Genomic DNA, 19,106 nt, shown 5'->3' on the forward strand with positions numbered 1-19,106 from the left:
GGCGCGTCTGAATTGGCTCGTCATTGCGAGCGTAGCGAAGCAATCCAGCGCGGCGCCTCCGCACTCTGGATTGCTTCGTCGCTTCGCTCCTCGCAATGACGATCAGCCCGATCTGCTTAATTCCTCACCCAGGCGGCGGCGGAACGCGCGGCTGCTCCGGAGGAGCGGGCGCCGGCGAGGGCACGTCGATGTCGGGGCCGGGCGGCGCGACTTCCGGCTGGGGTTGGGTCGGTTGCGCCGGCGCGGGCGAAGGTGGGTTCGTTGCCATGAGCCGCCAACGAAAAAGGGGAGCCGAAGCTCCCCTTTCCCGAATTCCGGATCGATGACCCCTTACGGCCGGACGGTCGGCTCGCCCGAAGCGTCGGTCGGCGCGTCCTCCGGGAAGATCGGCAAATCGCCGTCCGCGGCGACCGCGCGGCCCTTGTGCACTTCGGAATTGTGCATCCCGTAGACGAAGTAGAGGAGGATCATCGCCAGCGTGTACCACAGGAAGATCATCAGCACGTATCCGGGAACGGTCGTGATCAGCCAAAGGCAGGAGGCGATGCCCAGGATCGGAACCACCGGATAGAGCGGGACCCGATAGCCGCGCGGGATTTCCGGATGGGTCTTGCGAAGCCACATGACCGAAAGGCAGACGACCGCGAAGGCGGCGAGCGTTCCGACCGAGGTCATGTCGCCGAGGCTGTTGATGTCGAAGAAGCCGGCGGCGAAGGCGACGATGATCCCGACCAGCAGGGTGTTGATCCAGGGCGTGCGGAACTTCGGGTGGACCCGGGCGAACACCTTGGGGAGCAGGCCGTCGCGGGCCATGGTGTAGAAGATTCGGGTCTGGCCGTACATCAGCACGAGGATCACCGAGGTCAGGCCGATGATCGCGCCGACCTTCACGGTCTTGGCGAACCACGCCCATTGCGGCCCGAAGGCGTCGACCGCCACCGCCACCGGATCGGGCACGTTCAGGCTCTGGTAGGGGACGATCATGGTCAGGACGATCGACACCAGGATGTAGATGACGGTGCAGGCGACGAGGCTGCCGATGATCCCGAACGGCATGTCCTTGCCCGGATCCTTGGCCTCCTGGCCGGCCGTCGAGACCGCCTCGAAGCCGATATAGGCGAAGAAGACGATCGAAGCGGCGCGAAGGATTCCGCTCCAGCCGAACTCACCGTCCCTGCCGGTGGGCTCGGGAATGAACGGGTCCCAGTTCGGCGTGTAATGGGGCAGATTCGAAAGGATGATGAAGCCGCCGACGAGGATGAAGGCGACCAGCACCGTGACCTTGATGGCCACGATGGCGTTGTTGAACTTCGCGCTTTCCGAGACGCCGATGCAGAGCAGCATGGCGAGCGCGGCGCAGACCAGAAAGGCGGGCAGGTTGAAGACGAAGACCACCGGAGCGCCGTTGACCAGCACGTCGACGCCGTCCTGCTGAAGATGATGGCCCGCGGGCCCGGTGAGCGCCGCGGGGATGTGGATTCCGATGTCGCCCAGCAGGCTCACCATATAGCCCGACCAGCCGACCGCGACGACCGAGGCTGCGAGCCCATATTCGAGCAGCAGCAGGGCGCCCATGATCCACGCGGCGAACTCGCCGATCGTCGCATAGCTGTAGGTATAGGCCGATCCTGAGACCGGCAGGGTCGAGGCCAGCTCGGCATAGCACAGGCCGGCGAAGGCGCAGACGATTCCGGCGATGGCGTAGGAGATTAGGACGGCCGGCCCGGCGTGGAGCGCCGCGGCGTTGCCGGTGCGCACGAAAATGCCCGCGCCGATGATGCAGCCGATGCCGAGGAAGACCAGGTTCCACGGGCCGAGCGACCGCTTGAGCTCACTCGTCCGCGTCTCTTCCTGGACCAACGCGACGCTCTTGCGCGCGAGAATTCGCGCAAGAAAGCCGCTGGGTGCTGCCGTTGCCATTCACTGTCCCCTTGGTTCCGCTTTTTGCGTTGTGCGGCGGAGCCTAGCCTCTAATTCGCCGTGGGCAAGCCCTCATCGGCGGGCGTCGCGACCAGCAGGTAGAGCGGCCCTTCGCGCTTCAGCTCGACCACGTCGAGGCCGCTAGCGGCGCACAAGGCGAGGACTTGGCGGCGGGTCGAAAGGGTGATCGCCCAGCCCTTGCGCTTCCACCACAGCCAGCGCGCCGGAATGCGCCAGGCCCACAGGCAGGGGAAGGACGCGACGATCGGCCCGCGCGACAGCGCGGCCAGTCGGCGCAGCATCTCCTCTTGCGCCTCGACATAGTCGAAGAAGCCCATCGCCACGACCGCGTCGAACCCCTCGGCCGGTGCGAAGCTCAGAACGTCGCCCTCGACGAAGTCACAACGGCCCCCGACGGCGGCCGCGTCAGCCAGCGTTCGCGCCATGGCCAGCATCCGGGGAGAGAGATCGAGCCCGACGATCCGCGCAGCGCCGCGCCGCGCCAGTTCGACGCAATAGCGGCCCGAGCCGCAGCCTGCGTCGAGGATCGCCTTGCCCGCGACCGGCTCCAGCCGGTCGAGCGCGAAGGCGAGCCGATCGTGGATATTGCGCCGGGTAAGTCGATCCCAGGCGCGGCGCGCAGCATTCTTGCGGCGCGAATAGATGCCGTCGAAATCCGCCGCTTTGGCATCGAACAGGCGGGCCATCAGTTCGGGCGAGTTCATGCGCCCACCGCCTCCGAGATGGTTCCGAAGCGGAACGTCCGGCAGAGCCGCTCGAACTTTGCCGCCGAGCCGGCGAGTGCATGATAGTGGCGGAGCCTGAGCGGCCAGGGCGCGGCGATCCGCGGTTGCCCGGGATCGAGCTCCCACGGGTGGAAATAGAAGACGATCCGCTCCCCGCGCCCCTCCAGCCGGCGGAACATCCGCTCGAGCAGCAACCAGGGCAAGGTGCGAAAATAGACTCCCCCGGCGCAGGGCAGGTTGAGCGATCCGAGCGGGAAGGTCGAGATCGGCACCTCGATCAGACCCGGCGCGGCGAGATGCGGCAGCCGCGGCGCGCGGGCGATGCCGTAGCGCGGATTGTGGACCGGGTGGATGCTGGAATCGTAGCTGAAGCCGAGCGCCTTGAGTATCTCGAGCGCCCAAAGCGACCGCTTGGTGATCGAGAAGCAGGGCGCCCGATAGCCGCGCGGGGCCACCCCGGTGGCCGCCTCAAGCGCCGCGACCGAACGGCGCACGTCCGCCTCGAACTCGGTCGGGCTCTGGGCATAGACCATGCGGTGCTCGCTGCCGTGGCTGGCTATTTCGTGGCCGGCGCGGTGGATTTCGGCGATCAGGCCGGGCTCGCGCTCGGCGACCGGGCCGAGCACGAAGAAGGTCGCCCGTGTGCCGGTGCGCTCGAAAATGTCGAGCATTTTGCGGGTCGAGGCAAGGATGCGGTGGTCGTAGGCCGGCCAGTTCGCGGGATCGGGATCGAGGCTGTGATACCAGTCCTCGACGTCGATCGACATGGCGTGGGTGATCGGTCCGGTCTCGCCGGCGGCCGGAAGCGCGGGCCTCATGCCGCCGGCTCTCCCGCCGCCAGCCGCTGAGCCGCGCGCTTCAGCACGCGGCCGCGGAAGGCGCCGGTCGAAAGCAGGCTGAGGCTCTGATCGATATTGTGGTCGCAGTGACAATGGCCGTCGACGATCCGGCGATAGAGAGCGCGCGCCTTGGGGCTGCGGACCAGCGCGTTCACATCGTAATCGAAATCGCGCACATTGCCCATCCGCCAGGCGCCCATCTTGCCGAGATTGGGATAGCCGAGCTTCTCGCACGGATAGACGTCGCCGGCGGGCGACATGACGACGCGGATCTTGCCCGAGGTGCAGCGCTTCACGTAGCGCGGCGCCTGGAAATAGTCGGCGCTGCGCTCGCGCGTCGCCTCGCGGAAGCTGGCGAGGACCGGATTCTGCCGGTTCCAGCGTCGGAAGTAATAAGCGTTCATCTCGCGGAAGCGCGCGATGTCGAGCGCGGGAGCGTAATCGCCATGGGTGCGGACCAGCTGGAAGCTGAAATCCTCGACCCCGACATCGTCGTGGAGGAAATCGATCAGCGTCTCGAAATTGTGCTGGTTGTGCTCGTTGAACGTGGCGAGCGCGACCACGGTGATCTGCGGGAAACGAACGGAAAGGTTCAGCGCCGCGTCGATCGAGCGCCGCCAGCGCGCGAAGCTGCCCTCGAGCTGGGTGAAGCGATCCATCTCTACCGGATCGGCCGAGTTGATCGAGAAATGGAGGCGCAGATTGCCGCGGCCATGCTCGCCGAAATGCGTCATGCCCGCCAGAATGCGGTCGGTGAACCAGCCGTTGGTCGGCACGCAGACGACGCCTGCGCGCCATTCGTTGGAGACGCGCACCGCCAGCTCACCGAGGTCGGCGCGGGTGAAAGGTTCGCCGCCGCCGAGATGGACTCGCTGCATCGCCGGGATATGCGCCGACATCCGGCTGATTTCCTCGACGCTGAGATGGGGCTGCTTTCGATTCAGCGCGTCGTTCACGAAGCAGTGCCTGCACTTCATGTTGCAGATGTCGGTGGTGAAATAGGTCAGCTCGGTCAGCCGGTGCTCCAGCACCAGCGGCGGCACGTGCTTCAGCAGCTCAAGCATTGGCCCGGCCCTCCACCGCCGCTCCCGGACGGCGGGCGGCGAAGCGCTGGCTGTGCGCCTCGAGCAGGATATAGCGCAAGCTGTCCCTGCCCCCGAGGAAGGCGAGCTTGAACAGCAGATTATAGACCAGATAGACGAGCCAGCGCGCGGGCAGGCGGGTGTAGAGCGCCTTGAGCGCGGCGCGCCGCGCGAGCGGATCGCGGCTGAGCAGATCGCCGGCGCGGCCGCGCGGATAGAGGCCGGCGGCGCGCGCCTCCGCCTCCAGCCGGGCGTAGCGGAGGCGGCGCGCCAGCCAATCGTCCACGCCCTTGCTGAACTGATGATGCTCGAGCGCAGCCTGCAGTCGCCCCGATCGGCCGTCGAAGCGGAGCCGCTCGTGGACCGCGCCCTCGTAGCGGACCTTGCCGGGCCGCATCAGGCGGGCGATCCAGAAGTCGCTCGTGATGTTGCGCCGCACCCAGCGCCCATCCATGAACACCTTGCGCCGGACGAGGAAGACGTCGGCGGCGACTGCCGCGCCGCGCCGGGCGATCTCAGTTACCTCGACCGCCAGCTGTGGCTCGACCACCTCGTCCGCGTCGACCACCAGCACCCAGGAATGGCGGAAGCCGAGCTGGTGCAGCCCATGGTTTCGCTGGCCGCTGAAATCGTCGAACCGCCGCTCGAACACTCGCACGTTGGGAAAAGCACTGGCGATCGCGACCGTTCGGTCCCGGCTCAGCGAATCGAGTATGACCACGTCGTCGCACCAGCGCACCGATTCGAGGCAGCGAGCGATGTTGACCTCTTCATCGCGGGTCAGGACGAAGACGGAGACGCCGGCGGCGCCGGACTGCGCCCGCGCCGCGTCCGGCGGCGGCGCGAGACCTGCAACACTCGGCGGCGGGTTCAGCATCGCCCCAGATCATTACGCCCGCGCGGCGGGAGCCGCAATTGGCCAAGTCAGTCACCGCGCGAGCATCGGCCCCAGTCCCCGCCCACCGAAGAGATGGACGTGAAGGTGGGGCACTTCCTGGCCCGAATGCGGGCCGACATTGGCCAGCAGCCGGTAGCCCGGCGCGACCAGCCCGGAGTCGCGGGCGACCTTTCCGACGGCGCGGACGAAGCCCGCGATCTCCGCCTCGCTGCCGCGCTCGGAGAAATCGTCCCACGAGACGTAGGGGCCCTTGGGGATGACGAGGATGTGGACCGGCGCATGAGGATTGATGTCGTGGAAGGCGAGCGCGAATTCGTCCTCGTAGACCCTCTTCGCCGGAATCTCCCGGCGCAGGATTCGGGCGAAGATGTTGCTCTCGTCATAGGGCAAGGTGGCGTCGATCGGCATGGCATTCTCCTGCGCGGGAGCGTAAAACGCCACCCCTAGGGGTGCGCAACCCGCTTGACCCCCTTATCCACAGCGCTACCAGATCGACCAAGATGAGCGAAGAGACGCCAGACAGCCTGATTCCCTACGACGAGATCGTGCAGGAAGCGTTGCGCGCCGTCGTCGGAAGGGTGCTGGGCGAGGTCGAGGCGACCGGATGCCTGCCGGGCGAGCACCATTTCTACATCACCTTCAAGACCGGCGCCGCGGGAGTCGACATCCCGAGGCACCTGACCGAGCGCTTCCCGGACGAGATGACGATCGTCATCCAGAACCGCTTCTGGGATTTGAAGGTGCGCGACGACGGCTTCGAGGTCGGCCTGAGCTTCAACCAGGCCCCCGCTCGGCTCGCCATTCCCTTCTCGGCGATCACCGGCTTCGTCGACCCGGCGGTCAACTTCGCGCTTCAGTTCCAGGCCCAGGGCGACGAGACCGACCTCGACGAGCACGAGCGGGCCGAGAACGATCCGCCCGCGGCCGAGCCGATCGAAGACGGCTCCAACGTCGTCTCGGTGGATTTCAGCCGCAAGAAATAGTAGCGCCGCCTCGTCGCGGATTCCCCACGACGCGTTCACGAGCAGGAATGACATGACGGCTGGCGGCATCCGTACGGAAAGCGATTCTTTCGGCGAGATCGAGGTCCCGAGCGACGCTTATTGGGGCGCGCAGACCCAGCGATCGATCGAGAATTTCCCGTTCGGCCCTCGCGAGCGGATGCCGACCGAGATCGTCCACGCTTTGGGCTTCGTCAAGCAGGCCGCGGCCCGTGTGAATGCGCGCGACGGAGCACTGGACGCGAGCCTCGGCGAGGCGATCCAGCAGGCCGCCGGCGAGGTCGCTCGCGGCGAGCATGACGACCAGTTCCCGCTGGTCATCTGGCAGACCGGATCCGGCACTCAATCGAACATGAACGCCAACGAGGTGATCGCCGGGCGGGCCAACGAGATCCTGACCGGCCAGCGCGGGGGCAAGTCGCCCGTCCACCCCAACGACCACGTCAACCAGGCGCAATCGTCGAACGACAGCTTCCCGACCGCGATGCACGTCGCCGCGGCGCGGGCGGTCGATGCTCGGCTGCTGCCCGCGCTGCACACGATCCTTCGAACGCTCAAGGGCCAGGCGGAAAGCTGGGACCGGATCGTCAAGATCGGCCGAACCCATTTGCAGGACGCGACTCCGCTGACTCTCGGCCAGGAGTTTTCGGGCTATGCCTGGCAGATCGAATCCGGGATCGCCCGGGTCGAGGCGGTGCTGCCTCGGCTCCACCAGCTCGCCCAGGGCGGGACCGCTGTCGGCACCGGAATCAACGCGCCGAAGGGCTTCGGCGAGCGCTTCGCGGCCGAGATCGCGCAGCTGACCCGCCTCCCGTTCGAGACCGCGCCGAACAAGTTCGAGGCGCTCGCCGCCCACGACACTTTGGTCGAGCTGTCGGGCGCGCTCAACGTGCTCGCCGTCTCGCTTTCCAAGATCGCCAACGACATCCGGCTGCTCGGCTCGGGCCCGCGCTGCGGCATCGGGGAGCTCAAGCTGCCCGAAAACGAGCCGGGAAGTTCGATCATGCCCGGCAAGGTCAATCCGACGCAGTGCGAGAGCCTGACGATGGTGGCCGCGCAGGTGATGGGCAACCATGTCGCGATCACGATCGGCGGCCTCCAGGGCCACATGGAGCTCAACGTCTTCAAGCCGCTGATCGGCGCCAATGTGATCCGCTCGATCAACCTGCTGGCCGACGGAATGGAAAGCTTCACCGCGCGCTGCCTCGAGGGGATGGAGCCGGACGAGCGGCGAATCTCCGAGCTGATGGGCAAGTCGCTGATGCTGGTGACCGCGCTGGCGCCGGAGATCGGCTACGACAATGCCGCGGCGATCGCCAAGCATGCCCACAAGAACGGGCTGACCCTGAAGGAGGCCGGAGTGGCGCTCGGCCTCGTCGACGAGGAGACGTTCGGCCGCGTGGTGAAGCCCGAGACGATGCTCGGGCGCTAGCGGTCGCGCGCAGTCTTAACCTCCTTTTGACTTCGGGCGCCGTTGGCCCGAAACCCACGCACTGAGGAGACGACGAGATGAGCAACCGCGCCTGGCACCTGATGTCGCGCCCGCAGGGCATGCCCACGATGGACGAATTCGCCCTCAAGGAGGCCCCGCTTCCGGAGCTTCAGGACGGCTGGATCCGGGTCGAGAACAAGTGGCTTTCGGTCGATCCCTACATGCGCGGGCGGATGAACGACGTGAAGAGCTACGTCCCGCCCTTCCAGATCGGCGAGCCGATGCAGGGCGGCGCGGTCGGGAAGGTGGCCGAGAGCCGCTCGCCCAATTTCAGCGTCGGCGACACCGTCTTCCACATGGCCGGCTGGCGCGAGCAGGCGGCGGGGCCCGCCGAGGCGTTCAACAAGGCGCCGCCGCTGCCGGTCGAGGACCATCAGTGGCTCGGCAATCTCGGCCTGACCGGCGGCACCGCCTATTTCGGCCTGCTCCGGGCGGCGAGCGCCAAGGAGGGCGACACGGTGTTCGTCTCCGCGGCGGCGGGAGCGGTCGGCTCCGCCGTGGTCCAGATCGCCAAGGCTAAAGGGATGACAGTGATCGGCGCTGCGGGCGGCGCGGAGAAGTGCGAATGGGTGCGCTCGCTCGGCGCGGACGCCGCGCTCGACTACAAATCCGGGCCGATCGTGAAGCTGCTCATGGAAGCCGCGCCCAAGGGCATCGACGTTTATTTCGACAATGTCGGCGGCGATCATCTCGACGCCGCCTTCGCCGCCGCGCGGCAGAATGCGCGCTTCGCGATCTGCGGGATGATCGAGAATTACAATGCCGGGGCGCCGATGAGCTTTCGCTACATCATGCGCGTGATCGCGGCCCGGATCCGCGTTCAGGGCTTCATCTACACCGACTATCTCTCGGAAATGGGCGAGTTCTACCGCGAGATGGGCGGCTGGATCGCGAACGGACAGGTGACCTCGCGCGAAACGATCCACGACGGCATCGAAGCCATGCCCGAGGCCTTTCTCGGCCTGTTCAGCGGCGGCAACATGGGCAAGATGCTGGTGCGTCTCTAGACCCCTAGGGGTTTGTACTGGTTTTTCTCGGATTGCGCGCCGCCGATCGTGCGAAAACTTGGCCTAGGCCGTTGACAGGCGCAGAAATTAAGTCCTGATAAAGACATGTCGCCTATCTGCGTCGTGTTCTTCTTGCGGGGCCGCTCAATGTCCATGTTCTCCGACCGGAATATATTGATCTGTTCCGGAACTATCGCCGCCTTTTCCATGCTCTTGGGCCTCGCCTCCCAATTCGTTCAGACCCCATGGCCCGAATATTATCCGGCCTATGCGCTGATGGGCGGCGGGGCGCTGCTCCTCCTCCTCACGCTGGTGGCGGCGCGCGATCCGCGCATGCTCTCGCCGCTGCGTTACCTGCTGCTGTCCCTGCTCGCTCTCTTGCTGGTCGCGGCCCTGCTCGCCCTCAAGCCGATCCGCTGGACGCTCCCGCACGGGCAATTCGTCTCGCTCGAAGGTGGGGACGAAGCCTTGGCTTAGGGTACCGGCTTCGATTGGCATGGGCGGTCTTCCATTGAGTAAAGAGTCCTCCCTTGCTCGGGATCACCCCGCCGGCGCGCCGAGCACCCGGTCCCAATTGTAATAGAGCTCCCAAGCGAGCAACGCGGCCGGCAGCGCGTAATGGAGCCATTTCGTGCGCACCGCGGCGAGCAGGACATATAGGCCGAGCGTCAAGAGCACCGGCAGCCGCGCCCAGAGCGGGGCCCCCGCGGCGAAATACAGCCCATGGGCGAAATAGTCCGCCTGGAACACCGCGAACAAGGTCCACAGGCTTCGCCGGTTGCGCTCATAGAAGGCGCCGAGGTCGCAATCGGCCGGCGGGTCTTCGGGCAGGCAGCTCGCGCCGAGCATGTAGAGGACCATCAGCCCGGCGAACAGCGAGAGGTAGAAGGGGAAGACGAGTACAAGGCCGACGTCCTTGATCCGCCAATAGGTGAACCACATGCGCACGACGACCACGGTCACCAGCGCCGCCGACAGCAGCACCCGCCCGTCCCAGCGGACGGTGCCGGCGTTGCGGACCAATCGGTGAAAATCGGTCGCGATCTCGCTTAGCGTCAGTCCGATGAGCACCGACAGCAGCGCCAGCGCATATTCGAATCCGGTCATGCCAGCCCCCTCATCGGGCCAAGGCTAGCCGAAAAAGCCCGCTTCGCAACAGATTGGGGGGGCTTGGCGATGGGCGCCGCCGCCAGCCTAAGCCCGCGCGGCCCGCTCTCCGATCCGGCGCAGATCCTCGACGAAGCGCTGGTAATGCGCCTCCCGGTCGTCCCGAACGCGAAGCAGAAAGCTGGGATGGACGGTGACCCAGGCCTCGCCGCCTTCGGCCAGGGCATGGCCGCGCCCGCGCAGCGCCGAGATCGTCACCACCTTGCCGAAAAGCGAGCGCGCCGCGGTGGCGCCGAGAGCGACCGTGAGCGGCGGGCGGATCAGCGCCAGCTCCTGCTCCAGCCACCAGCGGCAGGCGGCGATCTCGCCGCCGTTCGGCTTGTCGTGGATCCGCCGCTTGCCGCGCCGAACGAACTTGAAATGCTTGACCGCGTTGGTGACGTAGGTCCGCTTGCGGTCGATCCCGGCCTCTTCGATCGCCTTGTCGAACAGCTGCCCCGCGGGCCCGACGAAGGGCCGGCCCGCCAAATCCTCCTGGTCGCCCGGCTGCTCGCCGACGAACATGATCCGAGCGTCGAGCGCCCCCTCGCCGAACACGGTTTGCGTTCCGCATTTGTAGAGATCGCAGCGCGTACAGCCGCTCGCCTCGTCGCGAAGCGCCTCCCACGCCTTCATGGTATTCGATCCTGCCATCGTCGGGTCCAACGCAGCGGCGTCCGGCTTTCTCCCGGCGGAACCGGGCGAATCGCGGATCGTTACGCCTATGCCAGACCGGTTGCCGATTGAGAGAGACGCGCCGGGGCGAGAACGGAGCCCTCCAGCAGCCCATCCCCCGGCTTCTGGAGGGCTTCTCATCCGGCCCGCCTCGTTCGGAAGCCGGCATCGGCGCGCGCCGACGAGGCCGAACGGGCGTTGCGGCATGACCTCCACCGATGCGTCGAGCGATCCGCGGGCCGAATGCCGGATCGAAATCGCGCTGCGAAGCGCCGGGGAGGCCGGCACCGGATTGGCAAGGCCGAACGGGCAGAGACCGCCGAGCGGAACTAAGGCGCGAAGCGGGGCGGCTCGGCTTCGGCGAGGAGGAGCGAGAACCATTCTTTTTCGTCAACCCACTCCTCGATCACGCCCCAGCCGGCGGCGCGGAGCATCAGGCGGCTGTCGCGATGGCCGTATTTGTGGCTGTTCTCGGTGTGGATCGTGGCGCCTTGCGCGAACGAGAAAGGCTGCCCGGCGACCGTGAAGGAAACCTCGCACACCGCCTCGAGGTGCATCTCGATCCGGCTCAGCGGATCGTTCCATATCGCGCGGTGGCGGAAGGCGTCGACCGGTATGTCGCCGCCGAGTTCCGCATTGATCCGGTGAAGCAGGTTGAGGTTGAACGCCGCAGTCACGCCCGCCGGGTCATCATAGGCGCGAAGCAATATGTCGACATCCTTGATCCGGTCCATGCCGATCAGCAGGCGCGCGCCGTCACCCAGCGTCTCCTTCATCGCCCGAAGGAGATCGACCGCGCTTCGGGCGACGAAATTGCCGATCGTCGATCCCGGGAAGAAGCCGAGGCGCGGCAAGCCGGCGATCTGCGGCGGAAGCGTCAGGGGCTTGGTGAAATCGGCCTCGACCGGGTGGACCGCGATCGCTGGAAATTCGGCGGCGAGCGCGTCGGCGGATTCGCGCAGGAAATCGCCACTGATGTCGATCGGCACATAGGCCGCGGGCCGGATCGCGCGGAGCAGGATGGGAGTCTTGGCCGAGGAGCCCGAGCCGAACTCGACCACCGCCGCGCCCTTGGCCGAGAGGCGGGCGAAGTCGGCACTGTGCCGCTCCAGCATCGCCGTTTCGGTCCGGGTGGGATAATATTCCGCGAGCCGGGTGATCTGCTCGAACAATTCCGACCCGCGACGGTCGTAGAGCCAGCGCGCGGGCACCGCCGGAACCGGCGCCGCGAGCCCGGCCAGCACGTCGGCCCTGAACGCGGGATCAGGAGTCACGCGCCAGCCGAAGGCCGGAGAACATCCACCGCTGATGGGGATAGTAGAAGTTGCGGTAGCTGGCGCGAAGGTGGCCGCGCGGGGTGGCGCAGCAGCCGCCCCGGAGCACCATCTGCGAGCACATGAACTTGCCGTTATACTCGCCGACCGCGCCCTCGGCGGGGCGGAAGCCGGGATAGGGGAGATAGGCGCTTCGGGTCCATTCCCAGACGTTGCCGAACAGCCCGCCGTCGCGGGCGCTCGGGCGGACCGGGCCGGCTTCGTCGAGCTGGTTGCCGCCATTGGGGTCCTGCGAGGCGGCGGCGTGCTCCCATTCCGCCTCCGTCGGCAGCCGCGCCCCGGCCCAGCGGGCGAAGGCGTCCGCCTCGTAGTAGGAGACATGGCAGACCGGCTCGGCAAGATCGATCGGCCGAAGCCCGTCGAGGCCGAAGCGCTCGCCTTCGCCGACCCAGTAGAGCGGGGCGGCGATTGCGTTCTCCTGCACCCAAGCCCATCCGTCGGACAGCCAGAGCAGCGGATCGGCGTAGCCGCCATCCTCGGTGAAGGCGCGCCACTCGGCGTTGGTCACCGGCCGGTCGGCCAGCGCGAAGGGCTCGAGCCACACCTTGTGGCGCGGCCGCTCGCAATCGAAGGCGAAGCCGGCGCCATCATGGCCGATCTCGACCAGGCCTCCCGGATGGTCGATCCATTCATGCTCCCCGAGGGCCGAGGCAGGCGCGCGGGGCGGCGCTGCGTCCCACACCGGCGGATGGAGCGGATTCTCGAAGAACGTGGCGGTGAGGTCCATCAGCATCAGCTCCTGATGCTGCTGCTCGTGGTTGAGGCCGAGCTCGACGAGGTCGGCTGGCAGACCGTCGATCGCGTTCAGCATCGCCGCATCGACCGCCTCGCGCCATGCCCGGATTTCGTCGAGCGAAGGCCGGCTCAGCATTCCTCGGCGCGGCCGGGCGTGGCGCTCGCCTTCCCCCTCGTAATAGGAGTTGAAGAGATAGGCCCAGCGTTCGTCGTGCACGCGGTGGCCAGGAACGTGGTCGCGCAGCAGGAAGGTCTCGAAAAACCATGTCGTGTGCGCGAGGTGCCACTTGGCCGGTGAGGCGTCGGGATTTGGCTGGATCGTTGCGTCGGCGTCGGAGAGCGGTGCGGCGATGTCGAGGCTCAGCTGCCGCACCGCACGAAACCGCTCGGACAACGAAGTCGCCTCAGGCCGAGCGCGTCGCTCCGGGCTGCCAGAGTACATCCCCGCCCTCCTCTCTCGCCGCCCAACGTGCAAGAACGAACAAATGGTCCGACAGGCGGTTGATATAGGTGAGCGCGACCGGGTTCAACGCGCCCGCGGCGGCCACGGCCGAGCGCTCCGCGCGCCTGGCCACCGCTCGGGCGAGGTGCAGCTGCGCCGCCGCCGGCCCGCCGCCGGGCAGGATGAAGCTCCTCAGCGGCTCGAGATCCTCGTTCATCCGGTCGATCTCGCGCTCTAGCCGCTCGACCTGGCCGGGCTCGATCCGCAGCGCGCCCTCGATTCCCGCGGGCGTGGCGAGGTCCGCCCCGAGATCGAACAATTCGTTCTGGATCCGGCCGAGCATTGCCTTGGCGTCGTCGTTCCTCGTCGCGAGCAGGGCGGCGCCGATCGCGCAATTGGCCTCGTCCACGTCGCCGATCGCTGCGAGGCGCGGATCGGCCTTAGAGACCCGCGAGCCGTCGACGAGCCCGGTCTCCCCGGAATCGCCGGTGCGGGTGTAGATCTTGTTGAGCCGGACCAGCGCGGCGCTCCTAGCTGCTGGCCATCAGCAGGAGAAGGACGGCAAGGCCGATGGCGATCGCCTGGAAGAGGATTCGCTTCTGCATCAGCTGCTGCGAGCGCTCGCCAGTGAAATCCTTCTGCTGCGCCATTCCGATCACCCCCTTGACGAGGATGAACAAGGTGGCGCCGGCGAAGAAGACCAGCAGGAGGACGATCGGCCACTTCATGCCGGCCTTCTAGCTCCGCGCGAGCGAATATCCAGCCGGCAATTCGCCGCGGCGCAGCGCTTCGACGAGCGCCACGGGATCCGCCCCCGCCTCCCTGAGCGCCGCCAGCGTCGGCGGATTGTGGCGCTTGGCGAGGCGCTCGCCGGCCGCGTCGGCGAGAAGCGCATGGTGGTGATAGGCCGGCGTCGGCAGGCCGAGCAGGGCCTGGAGCAGGCGGTGGATGTCGGTGCAGGCGTAGAGGTCGCGCCCGCGGACGATGTCGGTGACTCCCTGGTCCGCGTCGTCGACCGTGACCGCGAGATGATAGCTCGCCGGAGCGTCCTTGCGGGCGAGAACGACGTCGCCGAAGCGGCCGGGCTCGGCCTGGACCTCGGTGTGGCCGTCCATCCAGTAGAGCGGGCCCGCGCGCGCCGCGGCCTCGGCAACGTCGAGGCGCCAGGCGTGCGGCACGGCGAGATCGGGCTTTGCCAGCCCGCGGCAGGTCCCCGGATAGGCTGGCGCGCCCTCCGGCCCCTGCGGCGCCGACGCGCTCGCGGCGATGTCGGCGCGGGTGCAGAAGCAGGGATAGACGAGGCCCTCGGCCTTGAGCCGGTCGAGGGCGGCGGCGTAGAGCGCGAGGCGCTCCGACTGGTAGATCATCTCCCCGTCCCATTCGAGGCCGAGCCAGAGCAGGTCCTCCAGGATCCCGTCGATATGCTCGGCGCGCGAACGGCCCGGATCGATGTCCTCGATCCTCAGCAGGAACGATCCTTCCCGCTCGCGCGCATAATCGTGCGCGAGCAGCGCCGAATAAGCGTGACCCAGATGCAACCGTCCGGTGGGACTTGGCGCAAATCGGGTGACCGGCTGCATGAGGAGTCTTGACCGCGAGTCGCTGCTTATGGTGTCATGACGGCGTCACCCGGCTCGGCGAGCCGGTGGCGGGACTGGAGAGGACGGCCGGGAAGCCCATTCTTCCGTTTCTGGGTGCGACAGGTTCGGGACGGCGTTTTTCGGATGTTCTTTCGAAAAACGGGAGCTTTGCGGCCTTGTACCATCCCGACCTTCTCCGAAACCCCGAAGGCTGCCCAGCCCTCGTGCTCAACGCCGACTACACGCCGCTGAGTTACTACCCGCTGAGCCTGTGGCCGTGGCAGACCGCCGTCAAGGCGGTCTTTTTGGAGCGGGTGGACATCGTCGCCGCCTATGAGCGCGAGGTTCATTCCCCGAGCCTCGCGATGCGGCTGCCGAGCGTCATCGCGCTTCGCCAATATGTCCGCCCCTCCGAGCATCCGGCCTTCACCCGGTTCAACCTGTTCCTTCGCGACCGCTTCCAGTGCCAATATTGCGGCGACCTGAGGGAGCTGACCTTCGATCACGTCGTCCCGCGCGCCCAGGGCGGGCGGACGACCTGGGAGAATGTCGCCACCGCCTGCGCCCCCTGCAACTTGCGCAAGGGCGGCCGAACGCCGCAGCAGGCGCACATGCACATCCACCGCCGCCCGTTCCGGCCGACCAGCTGGCAATTGCAGGAGCACGGCCGCTCCTTCCCGCCCAATTACCTCCACGAGAGCTGGCGCGACTATCTCTACTGGGACATCGAGCTGGAGGCCTGAGGGCTCAGCTCTTGATCCAGTGCCGCCAGTAGAACCAGGCGAAGACGACGATCCCGACCGCGACGCAGAAAATGGCCACCGCCCAGAACGAAGCCGGATGGTGCGCATAGGGTATGCCTTCGACGTTCATTCCAAGCAGGCCGGTGATGAAGGTCAGCGGCAGGAAGATGAAGGCGACGATCGAGATGTAGAGCGAGCGCTGGTCGATCTCCTCGGCGCGAAGGTCGGTGATCTGCTCGTGGAGCAGGGCCGCCCGCTCGCGCACCGCCTCCAGCTCCTCGGCCATGCGGGCGAAGCGGTCGGCGGCCTCGATGATGTGCAGCCGGTCGTCCTCGGCCAGCCAGTCGAAGTCGAGCTCGGCGAGCATTCGAAGCGCGTCGCGGTCGGGCGCGACGAAGCGGCGAAAGCCGATCGCCTGTGAGCGTACCTTGGTGATCGTCCGGCGGAGGCGGTAGAGCTGGGACGATTCGAGGTCGCTTTCGGCGTCGTCGAGCGCGTCGCCGAGCGCAGCGACCTCGGGATCGAGCTGGGTGCTGATCGCCCAGGCGAAGGCCGCGACGAGATCGCCGGAATCGTGGATCCGCCGGCCGTTCATCTTGGCGAGGACCGTGTCGGTCGCGGCCAGCCGGCGGCGGCTGACCGTCGTCACCTTGTGGGCGGTGACCCACATGCGGATCGAGACGAGCCGGTCCGAATCGTTGGGATCGAGATCGCCGGGACCGCGCAGGTTGAGGATCGCGCCGTGATCCATCCGGTCGCAGCGCGGCCTGGTCTCGGTCGCCACGAGCGCGCCCGCGGCGACGTCGGGAATCTCGGCCGATCCGCGAAGGAAGGCGAGATCCTCCTCGTCGCGCCCTTCGAGGTGGAGCCAGAGGAAGCCCGGCCCCGCATAGGAATCGGCCTCCTCGATGGTCAGGCGGCGGACCTCTCCGTCCGCGATGAGCAGCGCCCCTTCCATCAGCGCTCCGCCAGGAAGACGCGGACGGCGGCCGCCAGGTCATCGCGTTGCAGGGCAAGTGCCAGATTGGCGATGACGAAGCCCTTGCTGTCGCCGCAATCGTGCCGCTCGCCGTCGAATGTCACGCCGTGGAACGGCTGCTTGCCGACCAAGGCGGCCATTCCGTCGGTGAGCTGGATCTCGCCCCCCGCCCCCTGCCCGATCGTTTCCAGGATCGGCATGATCTCCGGCTGCAAAATGTAGCGGCCGACGACTCCGAGGGTGGACGGCGCCTCTTCGGGCTTCGGCTTCTCGACCAGCCCCCTGACCTCGGTCAGCGATCCATCCTGCGCACCCGGCGTGATGATTCCGTAGCTCGCGGTCCGCTCGCGCGGCACGTCCTGCGCGCAGACGATGTTGCCGCCGACCTTGTTATAGGCCTCGACCATCTGCGCCAGGCAGCCGGGCTTTCCGACCATGAGGTCGTCGGGCAGCAACACGGCGAACGGCTCGTCGCCGACGATCTCCCGGGCGCACCAGACGGCGTGGCCGAGGCCGAGCGGCTGCTGCTGGCGCACCGAGACGATCGCGCCGGGGGGGAAACGCGTTCCGGCGAGCGCATCGAGCGGCTTGCCGCGCCCGGTCATCACCGCCTCGAGCTCGTAAGATATGTCGAAATGATCCTCGAGCGCGTCCTTGCCGCGGCCGGTGACGAAGATCATCTGCTCGATCCCGGCCTCGCGCGCCTCCTCGACCGCATATTGGATCAGCGGGCGGTCGACGACCGTCAGCATCTCCTTGGGGATTGCCTTGGTCGCCGGCAGGAAGCGCGTCCCAAGGCCCGCGACGGGAAAGACGGCCTTGCGAACGGGCTTCATTGGGGCTTGTCGCCGGAGGTGTTGGAATCGGTAGGAATGTCGGCGGGCGGCAGGTTGAAGCGGTCGTCCTCCCGCTCCTCGGACCGGCGCAACAATTCGTCGACCCGGCCCGGGCGAGCGACGGGCGGCGGGGCGAGCAGCTCGTCGGTGGTCATCGCCTGGCTGGCCATGGCCGGCGCCGGCGGCATCGCCTGGCCCTCGGCCGGCCGCAGCGGCTCGCGAATGCCGCAGCCGGCAAGCGCGAGAGCCAAAGCGACGAGCGCGATCCGCTTCATTCCTTCATCCCCAGCACTCTCTTCGCCGTCTCGATCCGCTTCTTCACCTGGGCGGGCGCGGTGCCGCCGTGGCTGGTCCGGCTTCTAACCGAGGCCTCGGGCGAAAGCACATCGAAAACAGCGGGCTGGATACGTTCGTCGACGCCCTTCAGAGCCTCGAACGGCAGCGCCCAGAGCGGAACGCCCGCTTCGTCGGCGAGGCGCACGGCCCGGCCCGTAATGTGGTGCGCCTCGCGGAACGGCACATCGGCCTCGCGCACGAGCCAGTCGGCGAGGTCGGTGGCGGTGGCGTGGCCGGCCTCGGCCGCGGCGCGCATCCTTTCCGCGTCGAACGTGCTGCTTTCGACCATTCCCGCCATCGCCGCGATCGACAGGCCGAGAAGGTCGTGCGCCTCGAACACCGGCTGCTTGTCGTCCTGCATGTCCTTCGAATAAGCGAGGGGAAGGCCCTTCATCGTCATCACCAGCGAGACCATCGCGCCGGCGATCCGTCCCGAATGTCCCCGGACCAGCTCGGCGGCGTCGGGATTGCGCTTCTGCGGCATGATCGACGAGCCGGTCGAGAAGGCGTCGGAGAGCGTTACGAAGCCGAACGGCTGGCTCGCCCAGAGCACGAACTCCTCGGCCAGCCGCGAGAGGTGCAGGGCGCATTGGGTCGCGGCCATCAGATAGTCGATCGCGAAGTCGCGGTCGGAGACGCTGTCGAGCGAATTGGCGGTCGGCCTCTCGAAGCCGAGCGCCAGAGCGGTCGCCTCGCGGTCGATCGGAAAGCCGGTGCCGGCGAGCGCCGCGGCGCCGAGCGGGCATTCGTTCATCCGCGCACGGGCGTCGGCGAAGCGCGAGCGGTCGCGCCGCACCATCTCGTAATAGGCCATCAGGTGATGGCCGAGCGTCACCGGCTGGGCGGTCTGCAGGTGCGTGAAGCCGGGCATCACGCTGGCGGCATGCTCCTCCGCGCGCATGACCAGCGCGCGCTGCAGCGCCGCCAATCCCTCGTCCGCCTCGTCGATCGCCCGGCGAACCCACAGGCGGAAATCGGTCGCCACCTGGTCGTTGCGCGAGCGCGCCGTGTGAAGCCGTCCGGCCGCGGGGCCGATCAGTTCGGCGAGCCGCGCCTCGACATGCATGTGGATGTCCTCGAGCGCGGCATCCTCGGTCACGCCTCCGGCCTCATATTCGTCCTCGATCTTGTCGAGCCCCTCCTCGATCGCGTCGGCATCCTCCTGCGCGACGATGCCCTGAGCGGCGAGCATGGCGACGTGGACCCGGCTGGCCTCGATATCCTCGCGCCACAATCGCTTGTCGAAGCCGATCGAGGCATTTATCTCGCGCATCAGCGCGGAAGGCCCCTCGGCGAACCGCCCGCCCCACATGGC

The 19,106-nt window shown here is 67.5% G+C and carries 22 protein-coding genes; 5 read left to right on the forward strand and 17 right to left on the reverse strand.

Features of this window, described 5'->3' with window-relative positions:
• Window positions 1-330: 330 nt before the first annotated feature.
• From E6G92_10640 to E6G92_10665, 6 genes are read right to left on the reverse strand one after another with little or no spacing between them, the layout of a single operon-like run.
• Window positions 331-1,920 carry an amino acid permease gene (locus E6G92_10640; protein TMJ20182.1) on the reverse strand — a complete coding sequence of 530 codons (1,590 nt, stop codon included), beginning with the start codon at window positions 1,918-1,920 and terminating at the stop codon, window positions 331-333.
• 50 nt (window positions 1,921-1,970) lie between these two features.
• On the reverse strand, window positions 1,971-2,645 hold the full coding sequence (locus tag E6G92_10645; protein ID TMJ20183.1) for a methyltransferase domain-containing protein: 675 nt from the start codon (window positions 2,643-2,645) through the stop codon (window positions 1,971-1,973).
• Complete coding sequence (locus E6G92_10650) at window positions 2,642-3,445, reverse strand: DUF3473 domain-containing protein (protein ID TMJ20795.1); 804 nt, start codon at window positions 3,443-3,445, stop codon at window positions 2,642-2,644. The genes E6G92_10645 and E6G92_10650 overlap by 4 nt, the downstream gene beginning before the upstream one ends.
• 35 nt (window positions 3,446-3,480) lie before the next feature.
• A complete protein-coding gene (locus tag E6G92_10655; GenBank protein ID TMJ20184.1) occupies window positions 3,481-4,569 on the reverse strand; it encodes a radical SAM protein in 1,089 nt (362 codons plus the stop codon).
• A complete protein-coding gene (locus E6G92_10660; protein TMJ20185.1) occupies window positions 4,562-5,464 on the reverse strand; it encodes a glycosyltransferase family 2 protein in 903 nt (300 codons plus the stop codon). The genes E6G92_10655 and E6G92_10660 overlap by 8 nt, the downstream gene beginning before the upstream one ends.
• 51 nt (window positions 5,465-5,515) lie before the next feature.
• The gene (locus tag E6G92_10665; GenBank protein TMJ20186.1) at window positions 5,516-5,893 is read right to left on the reverse strand and encodes a histidine triad nucleotide-binding protein; all 378 of its coding nucleotides are present in this window, start codon (window positions 5,891-5,893) and stop codon (window positions 5,516-5,518) included.
• A 92-nt stretch (window positions 5,894-5,985) separates the two neighbouring features.
• Here E6G92_10665 and E6G92_10670 point away from each other — a divergent pair, with 92 nt between their 5' ends.
• The 4 genes from E6G92_10670 (at window position 5,986) to E6G92_10685 (ending at window position 9,462) form a co-directional block, all read left to right on the forward strand.
• Complete coding sequence (locus tag E6G92_10670) at window positions 5,986-6,468, forward strand: hypothetical protein (protein ID TMJ20187.1); 483 nt, start codon at window positions 5,986-5,988, stop codon at window positions 6,466-6,468.
• Window positions 6,469-6,520: 52 nt separating this feature from the next.
• A complete protein-coding gene (fumC, locus tag E6G92_10675) occupies window positions 6,521-7,918 on the forward strand; it encodes a class II fumarate hydratase (protein ID TMJ20188.1) in 1,398 nt (465 codons plus the stop codon).
• Window positions 7,919-7,995: 77 nt separating this feature from the next.
• Window positions 7,996-8,985, forward strand: coding sequence for an NADP-dependent oxidoreductase (locus tag E6G92_10680; GenBank protein TMJ20189.1), 990 nt, complete (start codon window positions 7,996-7,998; stop codon window positions 8,983-8,985).
• A 207-nt stretch (window positions 8,986-9,192) separates the two neighbouring features.
• Entirely contained in the window at window positions 9,193-9,462 is a 270-nt protein-coding gene (locus E6G92_10685) for a hypothetical protein (GenBank protein TMJ20190.1), read from the forward strand.
• A 63-nt stretch (window positions 9,463-9,525) separates the two neighbouring features.
• Here the strand turns inward: E6G92_10685 and E6G92_10690 are convergent, their stop codons facing one another.
• The 7 genes from E6G92_10690 to E6G92_10720 form a co-directional block, all read right to left on the reverse strand.
• Complete coding sequence (locus tag E6G92_10690) at window positions 9,526-10,092, reverse strand: hypothetical protein (protein TMJ20191.1); 567 nt, start codon at window positions 10,090-10,092, stop codon at window positions 9,526-9,528.
• An 87-nt stretch (window positions 10,093-10,179) separates the two neighbouring features.
• Window positions 10,180-11,187, reverse strand: coding sequence for a UdgX family uracil-DNA binding protein (locus E6G92_10695; protein ID TMJ20192.1), 1,008 nt, complete (start codon window positions 11,185-11,187; stop codon window positions 10,180-10,182).
• On the reverse strand, window positions 11,136-12,080 hold the full coding sequence (gene egtD / locus E6G92_10700) for an L-histidine N(alpha)-methyltransferase (protein ID TMJ20193.1): 945 nt from the start codon (window positions 12,078-12,080) through the stop codon (window positions 11,136-11,138). The genes E6G92_10695 and egtD overlap by 52 nt, the downstream gene beginning before the upstream one ends.
• Complete coding sequence (locus tag E6G92_10705) at window positions 12,070-13,317, reverse strand: ergothioneine biosynthesis protein EgtB (GenBank protein ID TMJ20194.1); 1,248 nt, start codon at window positions 13,315-13,317, stop codon at window positions 12,070-12,072. The genes egtD and E6G92_10705 overlap by 11 nt, the downstream gene beginning before the upstream one ends.
• Window positions 13,280-13,837: a cob(I)yrinic acid a,c-diamide adenosyltransferase gene (locus E6G92_10710; protein TMJ20195.1), complete on the reverse strand. Its 558-nt coding sequence runs from the start codon at window positions 13,835-13,837 to the stop codon at window positions 13,280-13,282. The genes E6G92_10705 and E6G92_10710 overlap by 38 nt, the downstream gene beginning before the upstream one ends.
• A 10-nt stretch (window positions 13,838-13,847) precedes the next feature.
• Complete coding sequence (locus E6G92_10715; GenBank protein ID TMJ20196.1) at window positions 13,848-14,045, reverse strand: hypothetical protein; 198 nt, start codon at window positions 14,043-14,045, stop codon at window positions 13,848-13,850.
• A gap of 9 nt (window positions 14,046-14,054) precedes the next feature.
• Complete coding sequence (locus E6G92_10720; protein TMJ20197.1) at window positions 14,055-14,897, reverse strand: tRNA glutamyl-Q(34) synthetase GluQRS; 843 nt, start codon at window positions 14,895-14,897, stop codon at window positions 14,055-14,057.
• Window positions 14,898-15,073: 176 nt separating this feature from the next.
• Between E6G92_10720 and E6G92_10725 the strand changes: the two genes are divergently transcribed.
• Complete coding sequence (locus E6G92_10725) at window positions 15,074-15,640, forward strand: HNH endonuclease (GenBank protein TMJ20198.1); 567 nt, start codon at window positions 15,074-15,076, stop codon at window positions 15,638-15,640.
• A 4-nt stretch (window positions 15,641-15,644) separates the two neighbouring features.
• Here the strand turns inward: E6G92_10725 and E6G92_10730 are convergent, their stop codons facing one another.
• Genes E6G92_10730 through argH form a run of 4 tightly spaced genes read right to left on the reverse strand, consistent with a single transcriptional unit; the run spans window position 15,645 to window position 19,103 of the window.
• On the reverse strand, window positions 15,645-16,598 hold the full coding sequence (locus E6G92_10730) for a zinc transporter ZntB (protein ID TMJ20199.1): 954 nt from the start codon (window positions 16,596-16,598) through the stop codon (window positions 15,645-15,647).
• Window positions 16,598-17,455: a UTP--glucose-1-phosphate uridylyltransferase GalU gene (galU, locus tag E6G92_10735; GenBank protein ID TMJ20200.1), complete on the reverse strand. Its 858-nt coding sequence runs from the start codon at window positions 17,453-17,455 to the stop codon at window positions 16,598-16,600. The genes E6G92_10730 and galU overlap by 1 nt, the downstream gene beginning before the upstream one ends.
• The gene (locus E6G92_10740; protein TMJ20201.1) at window positions 17,452-17,730 is read right to left on the reverse strand and encodes a hypothetical protein; all 279 of its coding nucleotides are present in this window, start codon (window positions 17,728-17,730) and stop codon (window positions 17,452-17,454) included. Before E6G92_10740 ends, galU begins: the two co-directional genes overlap by 4 nt.
• Window positions 17,727-19,103, reverse strand: coding sequence for an argininosuccinate lyase (argH, locus tag E6G92_10745; protein ID TMJ20797.1), 1,377 nt, complete (start codon window positions 19,101-19,103; stop codon window positions 17,727-17,729). The genes E6G92_10740 and argH overlap by 4 nt, the downstream gene beginning before the upstream one ends.
• Window positions 19,104-19,106 lie beyond the last annotated feature (3 nt).

Source organism: Alphaproteobacteria bacterium (genome assembly GCA_005883305.1).
Classification (GTDB): domain Bacteria; phylum Pseudomonadota; class Alphaproteobacteria; order Sphingomonadales; family Sphingomonadaceae; genus Allosphingosinicella.